Raw genomic sequence first — 17,518 nt, 5'->3', positions numbered from 1 at the left:
CTGCCGGGCCGCCGTTGCGGTTCGGATTTTTTTTGTAATTTTACCCGGCAAATAACACAACCTGCTATTTGCACATGAGCTTAGATACCAGTAAGTTTCTCTACGAGGCTCTCACCTACGACGACGTACTGCTCCTGCCCGCCTATTCGGAGGTTCTTCCCCGCGATACGCAAACTACAACCCAACTTACCCGGGCAATTCGCCTGAATATCCCGCTGATTTCGGCAGCGATGGATACCGTTACGGAATCGGCACTGGCCATTGCCATGGCCCAGGAAGGCGGGATTGGCATCATCCACAAGAACATGAGCATCGAAGCTCAGGCCGAACAGGTCCGGAAGGTGAAACGGTCGGAAAGTGGTATGATCATCGATCCGATTACGCTTTTGGAAACGGCTACTCTGGGCGACGCGCACAAGATCATGCGCGAGTCCAAAATCGGGGGTATCCCGGTGGTCGATGAGGCCGGCAAGCTGGTCGGGATTCTGACCAACCGCGATCTTCGCTTCCAGACTGAGCTGTCGAAGCCGGTTACGGACGTGATGACCCGCGAAAAGCTGATTACAGCCCGCGAAGGCCTGACGCTCGAAGAAGCCGAGAGCATCCTGCAACAGTACCGCATCGAAAAGCTGCCGATCGTCAACGACGATTATCACCTGGTCGGCCTGATCACCTACAAAGACATTCTGAAGAAAAAGAGCCATCCGAATGCCTGTAAAGATGAGCTGGGCCGCTTACGCGTGGGCGCGGCTGTGGGCGTAACCCCCGATCTAACCCGGCGCATCGAAGCCCTCGTGAAAGCGGGCGTCGACGTAATCAGCGTTGATACGGCGCATGGGCACTCGAAGGGAGTCATCGATGCCGTCCGGAACATCAAACAGCAGTTTCCGAAACTTCAGGTCATAGCGGGGAACGTGGCGACGGGCGAAGGCGCAAAAGCGCTGGCCGATGCGGGTGCCGACGCCGTTAAAGTAGGTGTAGGGCCGGGCAGTATTTGTACCACTCGGATCATTGCCGGTATCGGTATGCCTCAGTTAACAGCGGTATATGAGTCGGCCAAAGCCCTGCAGGGTACCGATGTTCCGGTCATTGCCGACGGGGGCATTCGCTTCTCGGGCGACATTACCAAAGCGCTGGCAGGTGGTGCCAGTACGGTTATGATTGGATCGTTGCTGGCCGGAACAGAGGAAGCACCCGGCGAAGTGGTGCTCTACGAAGGGCGTCGGTTCAAGACATACCGGGGTATGGGATCGGTCGAAGCGATGGAAGACGGCTCGAAAGACCGCTACTTTCAGGATGCGGAAGACGATATCAAGAAGCTGGTACCGGAGGGAATCGTTGGACGAGTGCCGTTTAAGGGCAAAGTTTCGGAGATCGTTTACCAGATGGTAGGTGGGTTGAAAGCTGGGATGGGTTACTGCGGTGCCCCCGATATTCCGGCCCTGCAGCAGGCTAAATTTGTGAAAATCACGACAGCTGGTTCACGCGAAAGCCATCCGCACGATATTCAGATCCAGAAAGAAGCGCCGAACTATTCGTCGCGATAAAGCACAAGTACGACAAACTAAATAAACCGCAGAGGCCGTAAGGGTTTACCAGTGATCGTTAAGAAGTAGTATTCTTTGATCTGTCGGTAACCGTTTACGGCCTCTGTTCAGTAAAATCAGCCAGATGCCTTATTGTATTGAACAGTCCTGTAATCCGCATCGTTTTCAATAAGCCTGGCCCCATTGGCCTGATGAGCAAACGAACAACCTGATGGAAAAACGGACTATTGGCCATTCCGACTTATCGGTGGCTCCGCTGTCTTTTGGCGGCAACGTATTTGGCTGGACAGCCGACGAATCGACCTCTTTTCAATTACTCGATGCGTTTGTTGATGCCGGGTTCAACCTGATCGATACCGCCGACTCGTATTCGCGCTGGGCACCGGGCAACAAAGGCGGTGAATCGGAGACGATTATTGGAAACTGGCTCCAAAAATCAGGAAAGCGCGATCAGGTCATCATTGCCACCAAAGTAGGCTCGCGGTTCGATTCAGATAAAAAAGATCTGTCCAGAGCCTACATCCTGAAATCGGTCGAGGATTCGTTGAAACGCCTGAAAATCGACTATATCGATCTATATCAGGCCCATTACGACGACCTGACAACCCCGATCGAAGAAACCCTGAACACGTTCGACCAGTTGATCAAAGCCGGTAAAGTACGCTATATCGGCGCGTCTAACTTCTCGCCCGAACGCCTGACCCAATCGCTTGAGATCAGCGCCAACGCGGGTTACGCAGTTTATCAGTGCCTGCAACCCGAGTATAATTTATACGACCGCGAGAAATACGAAGCGCAGTATGCGCCCATCGTCGAGCAGTACGGTCTTGGCGTTATCAGTTATTATTCGCTGGCCAGCGGATTTCTGACCGGCAAATACCGCTCGCAAGCGGATCTGGCCAAGAGCCAGCGTGGCGCAGGGATTAAAAAATACCTGAATGAGCGGGGCAATCGCATTCTCAAAACGCTCGACGAAGTGGCCGAAGACTATAAAGCCACTCCGGCAGAAGTGTCGCTGGCCTGGCTCATCCAGCATCCCGGCCTGACAGCTCCGATTGTCAGCGCAACCAACCTAACCCAATTTGGGGATATTGCTAAAGCCGTTGCTCTGAAACTAGACGATTCGGCCTTGACCAAATTGACAATGGCCAGTGCTTTTTAATGTTTAGCTGAATAAGTTGTGGGTACTCGGATTGACTGTATCCGCGCTCTCACAACTTATTCAGCCCGTAAACTCCTGGCTGGATTCATGAGCGCAGCTTTGATGCTCTGGTAACCAACCGTCAACAGGGCTACGCCAACGGCCAGCAATCCTGCCAGGGCAAACATCCACCAGGCCAGGCTGATGCGATACGCAAACCCGGCTAGCCAGCCATGCATTGCATACCAGCCAATGGGTACGGCCAGAACGATCGCCATCAGCACCAGTTTGAGAAAATCAGCCGAAAGCAACGTCACCAGGCTCATTACAGAAGCTCCCAGCACCTTTCTAACGCCAATTTCTTTGGTGCGCTGCTCGGCGGTAAAGGTCGCCAGGCCAAACAACCCCAAACAGGCAATAAAGATCGCCATGGCAGAAAAACCAATGAAGAGATGACCTTTTCGTTCGTCGGAACGATACTGCTCGGCGAAGGTTTGGTCTAAAAACGAGTATTCGAAAGGCTGATTCGGATTTACCGCTTCGTACGTCTGGCTTACATAGGCAAGAGCCGCTGGTATATTCTGGGCCGACACCCGAACCAACAGCCTGTCGGCCCGATCGGGGTGAAGAATCAAGACGAGCGGTTCGATCTGATTATGCAGCGATCGCAGGTGAAAATCACGGATAACCCCGGCAATGGGTATCTTTTTTGTATCGAACTCGATTAAACCCGCGGTTCGATGTTTCCAGCCTAAGCGCTTCAGCATCGCTTCGTTGACCAGCACCGCTCCCGTTGAATCGCTGATCAATTTAGAAGAAAAATTACGACCTTCCTTTAGCCTGATCTGAAGTACTTTCAGGAAGTCGGGATCGACGGAAAAATATTCAGTGCTGACGGGCTGCTCGATTCCTCCGGCGTAAAAACTGAAAGTCGTCTTGTTATTCGGGTCACCCCCCAGCGAGCCATCCGTCAGGCTCACGCTTTGAACAATAGGGTTTTGTAACAGCCTGTTCTTTAGCACCATGGCCGTTTGCTGAACGGATGGCGCCTTGAGCGGAACGGTTATCACCTGTTCCTGATTAAAGCCCAGCTGGGAATGCCGCATGTATTGCAACTGCTGGTACACAACCAGAGTGCCTACGATCATAATCATTGAAATCGTAAACTGAAATACAACCAACGACTTTCTTAACAAAGCTCCTTTCCCCCTGACGCTGAACGTACCTTTCAACACCGTAATGGGCTTGAATCGGGAGAGAACAAAGGCCGGGTAAACACCACTGACCAGCCCTGTCAGGAAGGCTAAGCCAGTCAACAGCGCCACCGTCTGCACGTTCAGGCCGATGATCAGGCTCTTATCAGCGATGATATTGAAGAGAGGTAAGAGCACACCGACCAGTAGTAAGCTAATCAACAAGGCCAGAAACGATAGAAGCATGGATTCTGTCAGAAACTGCCGGATTAACTGAATTTGTAGCGAACCGATGGCTTTGCGAACGCCTATTTCTTTGGCTCGCCCAGTCGATCGGGCCGTTGCCATGTTAATGTAGTTGACAATGGCAATCAGCAGAATAAGCAAACCAATTGCCGAAAACGTATAGACATACGCTATGTTACTGCCATTTTCTTCACCGATCAGGTGCGTCGAGTGAAGGTGCATATCGACCAATGGCTGAAACGTAATATCGAACTGAACTTTCCTACCACCTTCGTCGCCGATGGCTCTAGCGATGTATTTTTTGTAAAAACCAGCCATTTTTCCTTCCAGCGCCGTTCGGTCACTCGGCTGATTGAGCAGCACGTACACCAACGAGTTGAAGCTATCCCACTTGGTCAGATTGATCCCACTGGCTTTATCGTTGGTGTAGGGCAGGATGACGTCGAATTTCAGATGATGATTGGCAGGAACTTCGTCGAGAACGCCCGCTACCGTAAATGGCATACTCTCTTTTAGCATGACGGTTTTACCCAGCAAACCACTGGTTTTTCCAAACAGCCTCAGCGCCAGTTTCTTTGTCAGAATCACGTTCGTCGGGCGGGTAAGAGCCTCTTGCGGACTTCCTTCGACAAAGACATAGTCGAAAAAATCGAACAGTGAAGCGTCAGCGTAGATGATCTGCTTAGCATACAGCGCTTTTTCGCCGACCCGCAACAAAGCTTCGTTACTGGTTTTTACCCGCAGTACGTTTCTGACTTCCGGGTATTCCTGCCGGAGAGCGGGGCCGATGGGAGCCGATGCGATGCCCAGTTTATATTCATTTTCGGCCCATCGGATATGCAGATTTACCCGGTGTATCTGCGCGGCATGCCGGTGGTATCGATCGTACTGTAATTCATCAAACACATACAGACCCAGCAAAATAGCGCAGGTCATACCCGTGGCCAGGCCCAGCAAGGTCAGGGTACTATACACTTTATTGCGGACTACATTCCGCCAGGCAATTGTAAGATAACTTAGTAGCATGTCATAACTCAGGGAAGCTATGGAAGTCAGCAGCAAATAAGTTGCCAGGACGAAAAAATGCCTTTTGCTGGCAGTAGAGCTATTGGCGATTCTAATACAGTCGCCAGACCGTCCATAAACGGACATAGTCCGTACGATCCGGGACAATAGCCAAAAGCTGCTAAAACTGGTTTCGCCGTTTTCGTTCGGTCCCTAAATACGTTGCACCTTTTAGCGGCTAGCCTGCGGGTCGAGGTAATGAACCGTGCTGTTAGTGCCGTGCGTCGTCAGGTTCAGCTCGCGAATACCGATCCGGTAGTTATCGACCGCAAATTCGGTGGTGTCCTGTTTCATCTGGTAGAAGGTCGAAGGCGTCAGCAACACCAGCAAATCGCCCAACTGCACTTCTTTCTCGACGTGGTAATGGCCGCAAACGACCGTTATATGGCAGGCCTGATCCGCAACCATTTTGATAAATTCCTCCGATTGCCGAAACGGGTAATGGGCATCCATAAACGCCACATCGGCAGGCACGGGCGGATGGTGCATAAATATCAGCACGTTGTTATCGCGCAGCGCATGCATATAATCATGTAACCACGTCCACTGCTCGTCTGACAGTGCGCCCTTCGACGAATCCAGAAACAGCGTCGGGCGGCCCTCCAGCGGCAGGGCATAATACAACTCGTTCTGATGTAGGTCGTGGGTCATCCGGAATACTTCCGCAATCATCACCGACTCATCGTGGTTTCCCGAAACGATGTAATACGGAAAGGGCAGGTCATCGAGTTGGTCCTTTACCCACTCATAAACGCTTCGGTTGCCCACTGTGCTGCAGATATCACCGCCAATGACAAGGCAATTGGGTTTCAGTTCCGTCAGAAAGGCCAATGCATCCAGGAAGTTCTGTCGAACATCGACGCCCTGTGGTCGTTCGCCCTCAGCGCCAATGTGTATATCCGTAATAAACGCTATTCTCATACGATCTAAACCGCTCCGGCGGCCTGGCGGGATTGATGTATTTTTATGGGCCGACCTTGATTTTAGATTCAACTTTTGCGGAACGCAAAATTAGGATCGAGCCGTAAAATCAAAATAATCCGGGTGCTGTTTTGGCTTCGTTCCAGTACACATCCATTTCCGCTAAGGTCATTTCGCTTAAGCTTTTGCCATTTGTGCGGGCCTGTTGCTCCAGATACTGAAAGCGTTTGATAAATTTTTTATTTGTTCGCTCAAGCGCGGTTTCGGGATTGATGTCGATAAACCGGGCGTAGTTTACGAGTGAAAACAATAGATCGCCAAATTCACCTTCAGCGCGCTGAAGATCGATCGACGTGTCCGATTCGACGTTGAATTCGGCCTTGAACTCCTGCATCTCTTCCTCCACTTTCTCCCATACCTGCTGCTTTTCTTCCCAGTCGAAGCCCGCACCCCGCGCTTTCTCCTGAATTCGCATGGCTTTTACCAGGGCAGGCAGTGAACCCGGCACCCCACCCAGCACCGACTTGTTGCCTTCCTTAAGTTTAAGTTGTTCCCAGTTGGCTTTCACCTGCTCTTCGGTTTCCGCAACGGTATCGCCGTAGATGTGCGGATGCCGGCTGATGAGTTTTTCGCAGACACCATTCAGCACATCGGCCATGTCGAAGCGGCCGGCCGCTTCGGTGGCTAACTCAGAGGCAATTTTTGCATAGAACACCAGATGTAACTGAATGTCTCCCAGCTCTTTGCGAATTTCGGGAAGATCTTTTTCCAGAATGGCATCGGAGAGTTCATACGTTTCTTCAATAGTCAGGTGGCGCAGGCTATCCATCGTCTGTTTGCGATCCCAGGGGCACTGAGCGCGTAACTCATCCATGATGGTCAGCAGCCGGTCGAACGCCATCAACTGCTCCTGACGGCGGACGGGTAAATCGTTAAATTGCTTCATTGAGTCAATCGCCTGATCGGCAAACCCGTTTTTAGGCTTGCGAAAACTGTATTTTATGGTAAATCTCGCGCAAAGGCAGGGACAAATCCCCGAGTTGAGCAATGCTGTCGATGGTTTTGTAATCGGTATTCAGCCAGACATCCGGTTGGTCGGTTCGCTGGTAAACCGTCAGATAAGGGCGATCCTGAGCCGCGTAGACCAGGTACTGCAATGTCGGAACATCTTTATACAACGGCAGTTTGTCTTCTTTATCGTACCGGTACGTCTCCGGCGACATCACTTCGACCAGCAGATACGGGTTGGTAATAATCGACTTCGAGCCTTCTTTAAACTGCCAGGTGCCTTTTGTCACCATCAAATCGGGCTGGTAGTAGCTGCCGTCAGCCCGCGGAATCTGCAAACCAGCGTTGCTGCTGGTCACCAGAAAATCTTTGTCAAAATAATAGTTCGTTAGTAAACGACTTATAAACGAGACGATCAACTCATGCAGGGCAGACGCTAAACTCATGGCTATAATTTCACCTTGCTGGTATTCCAATCGGCCCGGAAATTCGGGGGCAATCTCCAGAAACTCGGCTTCAGAAGCGGGTACACGCACCACTTCCTTCGTTTTGAGTTGCTCCAGAAGGTATTCTGCCAGGTTTTCAACCGCTACCATCTTTCTCCTTGGTTTTGGGTAAAGGTAACAAAAATCAGACAAAGGCGGGAACAGAATGGGATTGGGCCTATCCGCAAATCGAGTCAGTGCTGAACCATTGAAAATATTTTTACTGAATCGCTTGACTGGCATTGGCTTACTCTATTTACTTTGCAAAACAAAGTACTTTTATATATGCCACAATCACTTTCTGTTTACAATCCTGGTTTATTGCTACCGCGGGATGCCCGGCCGGGAAAAGGGATCCAGGCGCTCACCCTCCTGACCCTAACTGGCTTAAGTTTAGTTATCGTTCGGGGTCTACTGACGGGCAACTGGTGGTTCTTCGTCATGCTAACCTGGAATGTGTTTCTGGCCTGGTTTCCGCTAGGGGTCGTACTCGTACTGCGCGATCTGCGGCAAAGCGGTTTCCGGAGCCAGTGGCTTTTAGGGTTCGGGCTACTCGTCTGGCTAGCTTTTCTGCCCAATGCGCCGTACATCATTACCGACCTATATCACATCAAGCACATCGACGATCCGCTCCTGTGGTTCGACACCATGACGCTGTTCCTGTTTGCGCTGACGGGTCTGCTGATCGGTTTGTACTCGATCCTGCTCGTTCATCGGATGATCCGGCCCATGGCGGGTCTGTGGCTGACCTGGGTGCTGATCCTGACAAGTCAGATGCTATCGGGCTTCGGCATCTACCTGGGCCGTTTCGGCCGGTGGAACAGCTGGGATGTACTGACCAAGCCATCGTCGCTGACCTGGGCCATTGCCCGTGCATACCGCGATCACCTGAGTCTGAAACTAACTCTGGGTTACGGCTTCGTACTGATCGCGCTGTACGTAGCTTTCTACTGGTATGTCGAACATGACGCTAAATCGACCGACTAAATGCAGGTAATTCAGGGTAGATTTATTTTAGTGGTAGATTTGCCGAATGATTGATCTCCGCAAGGTCATACGCAGTTTCGGATTCGCCGGACAGGGGGTTATCGACCTGTTCCGATTCGAGAATAACGCCAAAGTTCATTTGCTGGTGGCGGGGTTGGTCATGCTGGCTGGCTTTTTCCTGGACCTGAGCGGCACCGAATGGGCAATCGTCCTGACGCAGATCGGGCTGGTGTGGGCTGCGGAAGCGTTCAATACAGCCATCGAGAAGCTATGCGATTTTGTGTCTCCGGGTATCCATCCGCAAATCAAGGCCATCAAGGATCTGTCGTCGGGGGCAGTCCTGCTCCTGACGATTACGGCGGTTGGCGTAGGACTGATCATTTTCGGCAGTCATTTGCTGGCCTTATTTTAGTGAACCTTGGCCTCGCTCTGGCGAGCTTGTCTTATTCTTTCGTTTCTAAAGATCATGTACGAATCGCGTGAACATTTACAAACGCTGACGGAAATCCGCAGCCTGATGGAGCGCTCCTCCAAGTTTCTCTCGCTCAGTGGCTTATCAGGGGTGTCTGCCGGGCTGGTTGCCCTGGCCGGAGCGGCTGTTGTGTACATGCGCCGGGAAACCGACTGGTTCGCAGCCATCAGCGACTACCGGCTTGGCCCTACTACCGAGACCAATCCCCTGGGATTCAAGCAGTTTCTGGTAACCGTTGCCGTGGCGGTCTTAATCCTAGCCCTGTTGTCCGGCGTATATTTTACGGTCCGCAAAGCGCGTCGTCAGGGCCAATCGGTCTGGAACAAAGCGTCGCAGCGGCTGTTATGGGCGCTGGCGGTTCCGCTGGCCGTCGGGGGGGTCTTCTGTCTGGCACTGTTACACTACAATCTAATCTGGATGGCCTTTCCGGCTACGCTTATTTTTTACGGGCTGGCGCTGCTCAACGGCAGCAAATATACCCTGCGTGATGTCGAGTCGCTGGCGTACTGCGAAATCGGGCTCGGTTTACTGTCTTTATTCTGGCCCGGCTCGAACCTGCTGACCTGGACCATTGGCTTCGGGGTGCTGCACATTGTGTACGGCCTGACGATGTATTACAAATACGAACGTACTTCCTCATGAAAAATGACCTCCTGGCTCAGTTCAACAAAGCCTTCGAGAGCAAAGCGCGACTCAGTATTATGTCGGTTCTGATGGTCAACGAATTCATGAGTTTCAACGCGCTGAAAGAACTGCTCGGCCTGACCGACGGCAACCTGGCTACACACTTGCGGGCGCTGGAAGAGTCAGGCTACGTGTCTGTGCAGAAACAGTTTGTCGGGCGTAAACCCAACACAACCTATTCGGCTACCCAGCCAGGACAACAGGCTTTTACCGACCACCTGAACGCCCTCGAAGAGTTTATCAGGAACCTGTAACCTGACCAATACCCACATCTGACCGATCGCACTTCCCTTGCGAACGCATAGATCAGCCATTTTTACTTTTAAATACAAAGTACTTTTTATATGAAACCTGAGACACAACTACCAATTCAACCGGCCGAACCCGATTGGTCTGCTGTTCAGCCCGAATCCGGAGACAGTAATGTATCCTCTTCAACCCGACTTTCGATTTGGGCACCGTTTCGTGAGCCTGTGTTCCGTTTCGGCTTTATCCTCCTTGTTTTATCAGGAGCTGTTTTTTTTGTGTACGACATTGGGCTTGATCCACAGCAGAAAGCCGATACAGATTTGCTGATGGCCTTCTTCCATTATGGCCTGGCCGTCTGGTTTTCAATAGACTTATCGGCTAAAGGTTATTTCAAATACAGACAGGAGACCTATACCGACGGGCGGCATACGCGGTGGCTGTGCCTATTGCTCTGGCTCATCAGCGCCTACGCTCTCAACCGAACGATTCCCGTTTTTCAGCAATCGACAGGGTGGCTATGCTGGGCACTAGTAGCGGTGGGGCTGGCGATGGCAGGCTATGCCTGGAAGGAATTCCTGTCGGTTCGTGCCCAGCAGTTGCTCTATGCAGCACTGGCGTTTGGCTGGTGGCTCTTTGCCTACATGGCTATCTACGTCATTGAACTTTACATCATTAGCGTTCCTATGCTTGTTGGTTTAGGCTTGTCTATCCACTCGTTCGTACCGCTGGCTTTCGCGATTTCGCTGGGAAAACGGCTCTGGCAGGATACCCGTCGGGAAGAACACCTGCGGTTAGGGGTTGTGGTGGGGTTCTGTCTGCCGATCATTGCCCTTAGCGTGTTTCTGGTAGGCTGGACACAAACACGAACCCAGATCGAGCGAACCAAACAACAGGCTATCGTCCGCAAAACCAGCGACCTGCCCGACTGGGTACTCATTGCCCAGCGTCTGAAGCCGGGGTGGATTACCGATCGCTTCTTACTCAGCAATCAGGTGTATGACCAGGGAAGCTTCTTCGACGGAGGTAGCTGGATACCGGGAACGCGAACGTCGCTCGATGATGTCCGTTGGCACGACCCATTGGTTGTCATTGCCTCACGTTTGTTTCCGACCAATGTGCTTTCAGACAAAGAACAATTATCCGTATTCAAAACCATATCGGCAGACCGGCACAACACCGAAGAGAAATTCTGGACGGGACGGCACCTAACGACTGAAGAAGTCGTGTCGCAGGTGCGTATCTGGCCGCAGTATCGACTGAGTTATACCGAAAAGACAATCCGAATTCGAAATGAGGCCCACACGACTACGGAAGAAGCGTTACTAACCTTTCAGCTATCGCCGGGTTCTGTGGTTTCGTCTATGTCGCTGTGGGTCAATGGTCAGGAGCAGCCCGCTTATCTGACTACGGTAGCCAAAGCCGATTCAGCCTATCGCACTGTTGTAGCGGTCGAATCGCGCCGGGCCGTGCGTGATCCATCGGTGGTATACTGGCAGGAAGGCAACCGCGTTACGGTGCGGGTGTTTCCCTGCCGGGCGGGCGACGACCGGCGGGTGAAGCTGGGCATTACGTCGCCCTTACAACTCGATAACGACGTGCTGATTTATCAGACTCCTTCTTTCGAAGGGCCCGACGCCAGCCATGCCGATGAGCTGATCCAGGTGGATTTCGATCTGGCCCCTGCACATCTGAAATCACCCTGGCTTTTCGATCGGTTGACCGACCGTGCGCTGACACATCAGGGACGCTACGACCCTGACTGGTCGCTTCGGTTCCTGGCTCCTGCGCTGTCAACGGGCGCGTTTGTCCTGGGCCAGGAAGCTTACCAAATGGCCGCGTATCGACCAGCGTATAAACGATTCCAGCCCACCGATGTATTTCTGGACATCAATTCGGAGTGGAGTGCCGATGAGGTGAAAGCCGTTTATGAGGCTACTACGCAGGCTGGAGCAAAAGCCTGGGTTTTTCTGGATGGTCTACAACCGTTGACTTCTCAGAATATGGATGACCTGTATGCTCAGTTGAAACAACAATCGTTCAGCCTGTTCCCCGTTTACCGCATCACGCAACCGGCGACGGCCTTACTCGTTACCAAAGGGACAACGATATCCCCGTCATTGAGCGACTTGCGCGACAGTCGCTTTGCCGACCATTTTAGTCTCCTGGCGAAACAAACCGCTTCTATCCACACCTTCTCGTTACAATCCCAACCCGCATCATACCTCAAATCGCTGGCAGAACTGCGGGTCTTGACCGTTATGCAGGGCACACGGGATGACCTGACAAAGCGGCTTCTCGAAACCCATCAGTTCATACGGCAGTCTGATCAGGCCAATTGGGTTATACTCCCGGAAGCCGGAGTCGGCATTCGCAAAACGCAGGCTAATCCAGCAACGGCATCGGTAGCGCCGGATCACCTGGCTCGTCTGTTCAGCTATAATCGACTACTGGCAGACATCGGGCGGCATTATTTCGTCAAAAATTACCAGACCGATAAGCTCATCCAGGAGGCTCAGCGTGCACATGTGGTCTCTCCATTATCCAGCCTGATCGTACTCGAAAGCGATAACGATTACAACCGGTTCGGCATCAAAAAAGACCATGCTGGCCTCGACAACGCAACCCTGAAAGAGGAAGGTGCCGTTCCCGAACCGCACGAATGGGCGCTGCTGATTATGGTGCTGGGGTTGATAGGCTGGTTATTCTGGCAGAAGCGGTATGCCGTTCATTGACCTGACTACCCTGCTGACGGTGGCACTGTTGCTCTTTGTCGGCCTACCCAGCCCATCCCGACAATTTCGCTGGGTAGGTCGTCTGCTGGTTCTTTTGCTCCTGTCGCCGGGCCTGCGCTACGTATCCGCGCTTTTCATGTTCCCGATCCGGCTACAGCTAAGTGCATGGGCCGGTGGTTTACTGCGCCTGGTCGGGGTGCCGGTGCAGGTGGAAGGCAATGTACTTGTTAAGACTTCAGGCGCAAACAGCTCGGTCGAAATGGCGGTCGATCCGGCCTGTATGGGCCTGCAAATGACGGGTGTATCGCTCCTGGTTGCCTTGTTCGCTCTGATCTGGCACGAACGGCAGTTGCGCAGATCCGTGCCGTTTCGGTGGGTACTCATATACGGGCTATCGGCATTTGGCCTGACGATTTTTTGCAACCTCTTGCGGATTGTGTTGCTGGTCGCGTTTGAAGCCATGCCCGGCAACGCACTTCACGAAGGCATCGGTCTGGTTTGCGTTGCTGTTTACGCCTGGTTACCTATGTGGCTGCTGGCCCAGAGGCTGGTACAACGGACCCGACGTCCGGAAACGACGTCTGTCTCCAGGGTAACCCTGGGCGGGCTGGGTTGGGGAGCGGGTCTGCTGGCGGCCGGGATCGGGCTGATGGCCTTTGCTGCTCAGTCCCACAAACCTGCGGCTGGCTCAAGTGATCCCGAACAGTATCGGGCGTTGATCGGCTCGACTTATACGAGCGGACTTCACAGCCATACTATGCCCAACGGATTTACAAAGCTGTTCAGGTCAGGACTGTTGATTTATCTGAAACCGCAAACCGACTGGTTCAGTGCCGAGCACAACCCAATGGTTTGCTGGCGTGGAAGTGGGTATACCCTACGGCGTGTGCGCGAAACCTGGTACGACGGCCATCCTGCTTACGCGGGTGAACTGCAAAAAAAAGAAAAAATTCTGTATACGAGCTGGTGGTTCAGCAATGGTTCGACGAAGACGATCAGCCAGTTAACGATGCGTGGCCGCATGCTTCGGGGTGAAACGGGCTTTGCCCTGATCAATATCACGACCGACAAGCCACACTAATCAGCAAGCGCGCTTCCCGGGGTTCGGGATACAGGAAAAGCGTGACTATTAAACTTTCGTTATTCTGTACAATTCCCGAATCAACTGATTAGCTTTATAATACAACTTCTTATAAAGCCCATGAAAGCACTTTATCTTTTCTTTGGAATGCTACTGGCATCGGCCCTGCTCGCGCCGGTAAGTATAGCTCAGCGATCGGCGAAACGCTGGACGAATTATGATGCGGTGACTACGTACGGTATTGGTTTGCAAAGCGTTAACTTAAGTCAGTTAAACCAGGCGCTGCAGCAGGCGGGTTACAGCCCGCTTTCCGGTCAACTACCTACGTTTAGCGTTGCTTCTCAGTTCTCGCGTCCCAACCGACCGTTGTCGTTTCATGCCGAAGCAGGGCTGTCTTTCGGCTCGGGGACAACCGCTACCAACGGCACCTATAAGGCCCAGGCCGGTATGTACTACGCTAAACTGGGTGGCTCCTATCGGCTGGTCGGCACCGACCGGTTCCAGCTGTCACCCCAGCTCAGTGTGGTTTCGTTACCGTTTCACCTGCGGGTCTCGCCGGTTAGCAACACAACGCCCGCTCTGAATTCAGTGCTCACCAATCCAGGGGTTTCCCAAACCACAACCCTTCGCAGCACGACCATTGGTCTGGATGCAGGGCTAGCCGCGAACCTCCGTTTTCCGTACAGCCAGCGTCAGATAGACTGCTCGACGATCGAGCGATCTTTTGTCGTTGGTCTGGTGGCAGGGTATCGACTGGCGGCCAATGCGCCGTTGAATGCCAGTCAGGAAGTGAGTAGCAGCAATCCTGGCATTCAGCTTTCCGGCTGGTACGCTGGCGTTCGTCTTGGTTTCGGGATGCGGGTACGCTCAACAACGGCACCCGTCACGTATTAGCAATGGTCAGTTGTGGTCATTACTTGTCATTCATAGATTCGTGGCCGAATGCTTACAATCAATGACTACTAATGACCACAACTGGCCATTAATGACTACGAATGACTATAAATTCACTGAGCCGTAAAGTCGGAATCTTTTAATCCCTTGTTGACTTTTACGTTATCAACTGACATCGTCATGGGGCCACGGGGCGACTGCTGCTGCAGCGTCATCGGAAACTTGATGCCATTCGTGTCTTTGTAGTCCGAATAAACGGTGGTGTTCGTCATTTCACCCTGGGGTGATTTGTTGGTAACGGTCGACTGCACTTTAAGGCCAGTAGCCTGATCGAAATTATCCGTCCAGGTGGCCCCTCCATCGGCCGTGGTATGGCTGAGTTTGTAAGTCTCTTTGCCGTCAACTTTTTCCGTGCCGACCACGGTCGATTTCACCCCATTTTCGGCGTAATGCAGTTCCGGGAAAAGTGTACTCATGGCCGTCATCTGCTGTGCCGCCGGCCCCTCGAGGGTGCGGCTCCCCTGCATGCCTCCCATAACAACTTTCGAACCGTCGCCGGTCTGCTTCATCACCTCCATCCCGTTGGCGTTGATCACCATCGAGAATTTGTTGGGCAGCTTCTGCTTTCGGGTAATGATGATGGCGTTGCCGTTCATTTCTGCCGACATATTCGTCGTCAGATCATTTACTTTCATCAGCGCATCTTTACCACCGATAGCCGTAATGTATTTGTCCATTATCTCCTCGGCCGTCGGCGTAGACTGGGCAAGCGCCAGCTGGCAAAAAGCCAACAGCAGGCTCACAAAAATTCCTGTTTTTTTCATGGGTTTGGGGCTATGTTTTCAACCAAAGGTAGCGGATCGGACCTAAAACAGCAAGGCGCTGAACCCGTTGTTTCGATAGCCATTTTGTGGGGATAACGATCAGATTAACAGCCACCCAACTGACCCCAAACGGCGTTTTCTGCGCTACGCCAGCAGGGCGAACTGGATCAGGTATACAGCCGCTCCAGCAACATACCCGACCAGCGCCATCCAGCTGATTTTGCGTAGGTACCAGCCAAATTCCAGTTTTTCCATCCCCATAACGGCTACGCCCGCGGCTGACCCGATGAGCAGCAGACTCCCACCCGTACCGGCGCAATAAGCCAGAAACTCCCATAGCTTCGCATCGGTCGGATGGGTTTGCAGGTCATACATGCCCATCGTGGCCGCAACGATAGGAACGTTGTCGACCACTGCCGACAGCAGGCCGATCAGCAGCACAATCACGTCCAGACTACCCACCGACTGGTTGAGCGCTCCGGCCAGCTCCCGCAGAATACCCGTTGCTTCCAGCGCACCGACGGCCAGCAGAATTCCCAGAAAAAACAACACGCTCGATACATCGATACGACTGAGGGCATAGGCCGCCGTGAATTTTCGACGTTCAGACTCGTCTTTATCGCTGTGCAGCACTTCTGACGCGATCCAGATCACGCCCAGCACCAGCATCATGCCCATGTAAGGCGGCAGGTGCGTAAGAGTTTTAAACAGCGGCACGAACAACATACCGCCCAACCCGATTGCCAGCATCAGTCGGCGGTCGCGTCGGGCAACGGGGGTCGCGTAGGGCCGACTGATGCCTTGCTGTGCGGTCGTTCGGGTTGTTTGCGTACCTGGCCTGAATGTACGGATCAAGAGCAGTAGCGGAGCAACCATCGCTACCAGACTGGGCAGAAACAGCATCTGCACAATATTGATGGTCGTGATCTGCCCCCCGATCCAGAGCATGGTAGTCGTGACATCGCCAACCGGCGACCAGGCGCCCCCCGCGTTAGCGGCAACGATGATCATCCCCGCCATAATCCGCCGTTGTTCGGCTGGCTGAATCAGTTTACGCGCTACCGACACCATGACAATGGCGGTAGTCAGGTTGTCCAGCAACGCCGACAGAAAAAACGCCAGCAAGGCCATTACCCAGAGCAGCGTACGAACATTCCGGCTGGCGATCCGGTCAGTAATCAGGGTAAACCCGTCGTGTACGTCGATCAATTCGACAACGGTCATCGCGCCCATCAGAAAAAACAGAATTTCAGCCGTGCTGGTCAGGCACTCGCCCAGCTGATGCACGACCGAGGCCGAGGCCGATCCCATAACGGCGTAGACGGTCCAGCAGCATACGCCCGTCAGCAGAGCGGTAGCCGTTTTATTGACGTGAATGAGATGTTCGAGTGTAATCAGGACATAACCGGCGGCAAACAAGCAGATAAGTAATAAGGACATAAGAACGGTGGTCAATTCGATACTTAATGAATAATTTTGTCTGGCTCATTGTTTCTGATTTATAAACAGGCTTTCGCCCAACGGCGCAGAGCGAAAACCGGATAAAACAACCCGCATGTTTGTCGTCCATGTCTCGTCGCTGCGCCCGGATGGAATGGCGCTGTTTCCGTTTATTCTGGTGCGGAAGCCTAACCCTGGGCCTGTCCTGATCAATCACGAGCGCATTCACCTCCGTCAGCAGGCGGAGATGGGCGTCCTGTTCTTTTATCTCTGGTACGGGATTGAATATCTCATCCGCCGGTTTCACTACCGCGACCACTACGAGGCCTACCGAAACATTAGTTTCGAGCGCGAAGCCTTTGTCAACGAAGCAGACCTGTTGTATCTCCGCAACCGGCCTTTCTGGCGATTCTGGCAGTATCTGTAGCCTGGAAAGCAGCTTGGTTTTACTAACGTCAAGGGCTTTCTGAAAGCTAAATTACCAGCTCAATTGGATTCTTCTGGCCTGTTGGACTATATTGTTGCTCAACAATTAGTAAAAAACTCATT

General features: G+C 52.6%; 16 protein-coding genes. 10 read left to right on the top strand and 6 right to left on the bottom strand.

The features are described from left to right. Positions 1-74 precede the first annotated feature (74 nt). Both guaB and ACYVC2_RS21255 read left to right on the top strand, forming a co-directional pair. Positions 75-1,547, top strand: coding sequence for an IMP dehydrogenase (guaB, locus tag ACYVC2_RS21260; RefSeq protein ID WP_461105485.1), 1,473 nt, complete (start codon positions 75-77; stop codon positions 1,545-1,547). A gap of 211 nt (positions 1,548-1,758) precedes the next feature. After that, positions 1,759-2,709, top strand: coding sequence for an aldo/keto reductase (locus ACYVC2_RS21255; protein WP_461105483.1), 951 nt, complete (start codon positions 1,759-1,761; stop codon positions 2,707-2,709). Between the two features lie 56 nt (positions 2,710-2,765). On the opposite strand, the gene ACYVC2_RS21250 is transcribed toward ACYVC2_RS21255, so the two are convergent. From ACYVC2_RS21250 to ACYVC2_RS21235, 4 genes are all read right to left on the bottom strand, one after another. After that, on the bottom strand, positions 2,766-5,153 hold the full coding sequence (locus ACYVC2_RS21250; RefSeq protein ID WP_461105481.1) for an ABC transporter permease: 2,388 nt from the start codon (positions 5,151-5,153) through the stop codon (positions 2,766-2,768). 210 nt (positions 5,154-5,363) lie between these two features. Next, positions 5,364-6,113, bottom strand: coding sequence for a metallophosphoesterase family protein (locus ACYVC2_RS21245; RefSeq protein WP_461105480.1), 750 nt, complete (start codon positions 6,111-6,113; stop codon positions 5,364-5,366). 109 nt (positions 6,114-6,222) lie between these two features. After that, positions 6,223-7,059 carry a nucleoside triphosphate pyrophosphohydrolase gene (gene mazG / locus ACYVC2_RS21240; protein WP_461105478.1) on the bottom strand — a complete coding sequence of 279 codons (837 nt, stop codon included), beginning with the start codon at positions 7,057-7,059 and terminating at the stop codon, positions 6,223-6,225. 31 nt (positions 7,060-7,090) lie between these two features. Then, positions 7,091-7,717, bottom strand: coding sequence for a Uma2 family endonuclease (locus ACYVC2_RS21235; RefSeq protein ID WP_461105476.1), 627 nt, complete (start codon positions 7,715-7,717; stop codon positions 7,091-7,093). A gap of 174 nt (positions 7,718-7,891) precedes the next feature. Here ACYVC2_RS21235 and ACYVC2_RS21230 point away from each other — a divergent pair, with 174 nt between their 5' ends. The 7 genes from ACYVC2_RS21230 to ACYVC2_RS21200 all read left to right on the top strand — a co-directional run bounded on the left by ACYVC2_RS21230 (position 7,892) and on the right by ACYVC2_RS21200 (position 14,705). Beyond that, positions 7,892-8,593 carry a DUF1361 domain-containing protein gene (locus ACYVC2_RS21230; protein WP_461105474.1) on the top strand — a complete coding sequence of 234 codons (702 nt, stop codon included), beginning with the start codon at positions 7,892-7,894 and terminating at the stop codon, positions 8,591-8,593. A 46-nt stretch (positions 8,594-8,639) separates the two neighbouring features. Continuing rightward, entirely contained in the window at positions 8,640-9,005 is a 366-nt protein-coding gene (locus ACYVC2_RS21225; RefSeq protein WP_461105472.1) for a diacylglycerol kinase family protein, read from the top strand. A gap of 54 nt (positions 9,006-9,059) precedes the next feature. After that, positions 9,060-9,707 (top strand): hypothetical protein, encoded by a 648-nt coding sequence (locus ACYVC2_RS21220; protein WP_461105470.1) that lies wholly within the window; start codon positions 9,060-9,062, stop codon positions 9,705-9,707. Further along, the gene (locus ACYVC2_RS21215; protein ID WP_461105468.1) at positions 9,704-10,003 is read left to right on the top strand and encodes a winged helix-turn-helix domain-containing protein; all 300 of its coding nucleotides are present in this window, start codon (positions 9,704-9,706) and stop codon (positions 10,001-10,003) included. The genes ACYVC2_RS21220 and ACYVC2_RS21215 overlap by 4 nt, the downstream gene beginning before the upstream one ends. A 90-nt stretch (positions 10,004-10,093) precedes the next feature. Beyond that, entirely contained in the window at positions 10,094-12,730 is a 2,637-nt protein-coding gene (locus ACYVC2_RS21210) for an XrtN system VIT domain-containing protein (RefSeq protein ID WP_461105466.1), read from the top strand. Next, positions 12,717-13,811: an exosortase N gene (gene xrtN, locus ACYVC2_RS21205; protein WP_461105464.1), complete on the top strand. Its 1,095-nt coding sequence runs from the start codon at positions 12,717-12,719 to the stop codon at positions 13,809-13,811. Before ACYVC2_RS21210 ends, xrtN begins: the two co-directional genes overlap by 14 nt. A 120-nt stretch (positions 13,812-13,931) precedes the next feature. Then, positions 13,932-14,705: a hypothetical protein gene (locus ACYVC2_RS21200; protein ID WP_461105462.1), complete on the top strand. Its 774-nt coding sequence runs from the start codon at positions 13,932-13,934 to the stop codon at positions 14,703-14,705. A gap of 113 nt (positions 14,706-14,818) precedes the next feature. Here ACYVC2_RS21200 and ACYVC2_RS21195 read toward each other — a convergent pair whose 3' ends face one another. Together ACYVC2_RS21195 and nhaD are read right to left on the bottom strand one after the other, a co-directional pair. Beyond that, positions 14,819-15,529, bottom strand: a complete 711-nt coding sequence (locus tag ACYVC2_RS21195) for a LolA-like protein (protein WP_461105460.1) — start codon at positions 15,527-15,529, stop codon at positions 14,819-14,821. 144 nt (positions 15,530-15,673) lie between these two features. Next, complete coding sequence (nhaD, locus tag ACYVC2_RS21190) at positions 15,674-16,969, bottom strand: sodium:proton antiporter NhaD (protein ID WP_461105458.1); 1,296 nt, start codon at positions 16,967-16,969, stop codon at positions 15,674-15,676. A 115-nt stretch (positions 16,970-17,084) separates the two neighbouring features. On the opposite strand from nhaD, the gene ACYVC2_RS21185 reads away from it, so the two are divergent. Then, a complete protein-coding gene (locus ACYVC2_RS21185) occupies positions 17,085-17,396 on the top strand; it encodes a hypothetical protein (RefSeq protein ID WP_461105456.1) in 312 nt (103 codons plus the stop codon). The last annotated feature ends 122 nt before the right edge of the window (positions 17,397-17,518 follow it).

It is taken from the genome of Spirosoma koreense, from assembly GCF_054777875.1.
This window is presented reverse-complemented; position numbering and strand designations above follow the sequence as displayed.

What these genes read in the sequence shown, in the direction of transcription:
- guaB (WP_461105485.1), top strand. Translation starts at nt 75, where the DNA reads ATGAGCTTAGATACCAGTAAGTTTCTCTACGAGGCTCTCACCTACGAC.
- ACYVC2_RS21255 (WP_461105483.1), top strand. Translation starts at nt 1,759, where the DNA reads ATGGAAAAACGGACTATTGGCCATTCCGACTTATCGGTGGCTCCGCTG.
- ACYVC2_RS21250 (WP_461105481.1), bottom strand. Translation starts at nt 5,153, where the DNA reads ATGCTACTAAGTTATCTTACAATTGCCTGGCGGAATGTAGTCCGCAAT.
- ACYVC2_RS21245 (WP_461105480.1), bottom strand. Translation starts at nt 6,113, where the DNA reads ATGAGAATAGCGTTTATTACGGATATACACATTGGCGCTGAGGGCGAA.
- mazG (WP_461105478.1), bottom strand. Translation starts at nt 7,059, where the DNA reads ATGAAGCAATTTAACGATTTACCCGTCCGCCGTCAGGAGCAGTTGATG.
- ACYVC2_RS21235 (WP_461105476.1), bottom strand. Translation starts at nt 7,717, where the DNA reads ATGGTAGCGGTTGAAAACCTGGCAGAATACCTTCTGGAGCAACTCAAA.
- ACYVC2_RS21230 (WP_461105474.1), top strand. Translation starts at nt 7,892, where the DNA reads ATGCCACAATCACTTTCTGTTTACAATCCTGGTTTATTGCTACCGCGG.
- ACYVC2_RS21225 (WP_461105472.1), top strand. Translation starts at nt 8,640, where the DNA reads ATGATTGATCTCCGCAAGGTCATACGCAGTTTCGGATTCGCCGGACAG.
- ACYVC2_RS21220 (WP_461105470.1), top strand. Translation starts at nt 9,060, where the DNA reads ATGTACGAATCGCGTGAACATTTACAAACGCTGACGGAAATCCGCAGC.
- ACYVC2_RS21215 (WP_461105468.1), top strand. Translation starts at nt 9,704, where the DNA reads ATGAAAAATGACCTCCTGGCTCAGTTCAACAAAGCCTTCGAGAGCAAA.
- ACYVC2_RS21210 (WP_461105466.1), top strand. Translation starts at nt 10,094, where the DNA reads ATGAAACCTGAGACACAACTACCAATTCAACCGGCCGAACCCGATTGG.
- xrtN (WP_461105464.1), top strand. Translation starts at nt 12,717, where the DNA reads ATGCCGTTCATTGACCTGACTACCCTGCTGACGGTGGCACTGTTGCTC.
- ACYVC2_RS21200 (WP_461105462.1), top strand. Translation starts at nt 13,932, where the DNA reads ATGAAAGCACTTTATCTTTTCTTTGGAATGCTACTGGCATCGGCCCTG.
- ACYVC2_RS21195 (WP_461105460.1), bottom strand. Translation starts at nt 15,529, where the DNA reads ATGAAAAAAACAGGAATTTTTGTGAGCCTGCTGTTGGCTTTTTGCCAG.
- nhaD (WP_461105458.1), bottom strand. Translation starts at nt 16,969, where the DNA reads ATGTCCTTATTACTTATCTGCTTGTTTGCCGCCGGTTATGTCCTGATT.
- ACYVC2_RS21185 (WP_461105456.1), top strand. Translation starts at nt 17,085, where the DNA reads ATGTTTGTCGTCCATGTCTCGTCGCTGCGCCCGGATGGAATGGCGCTG.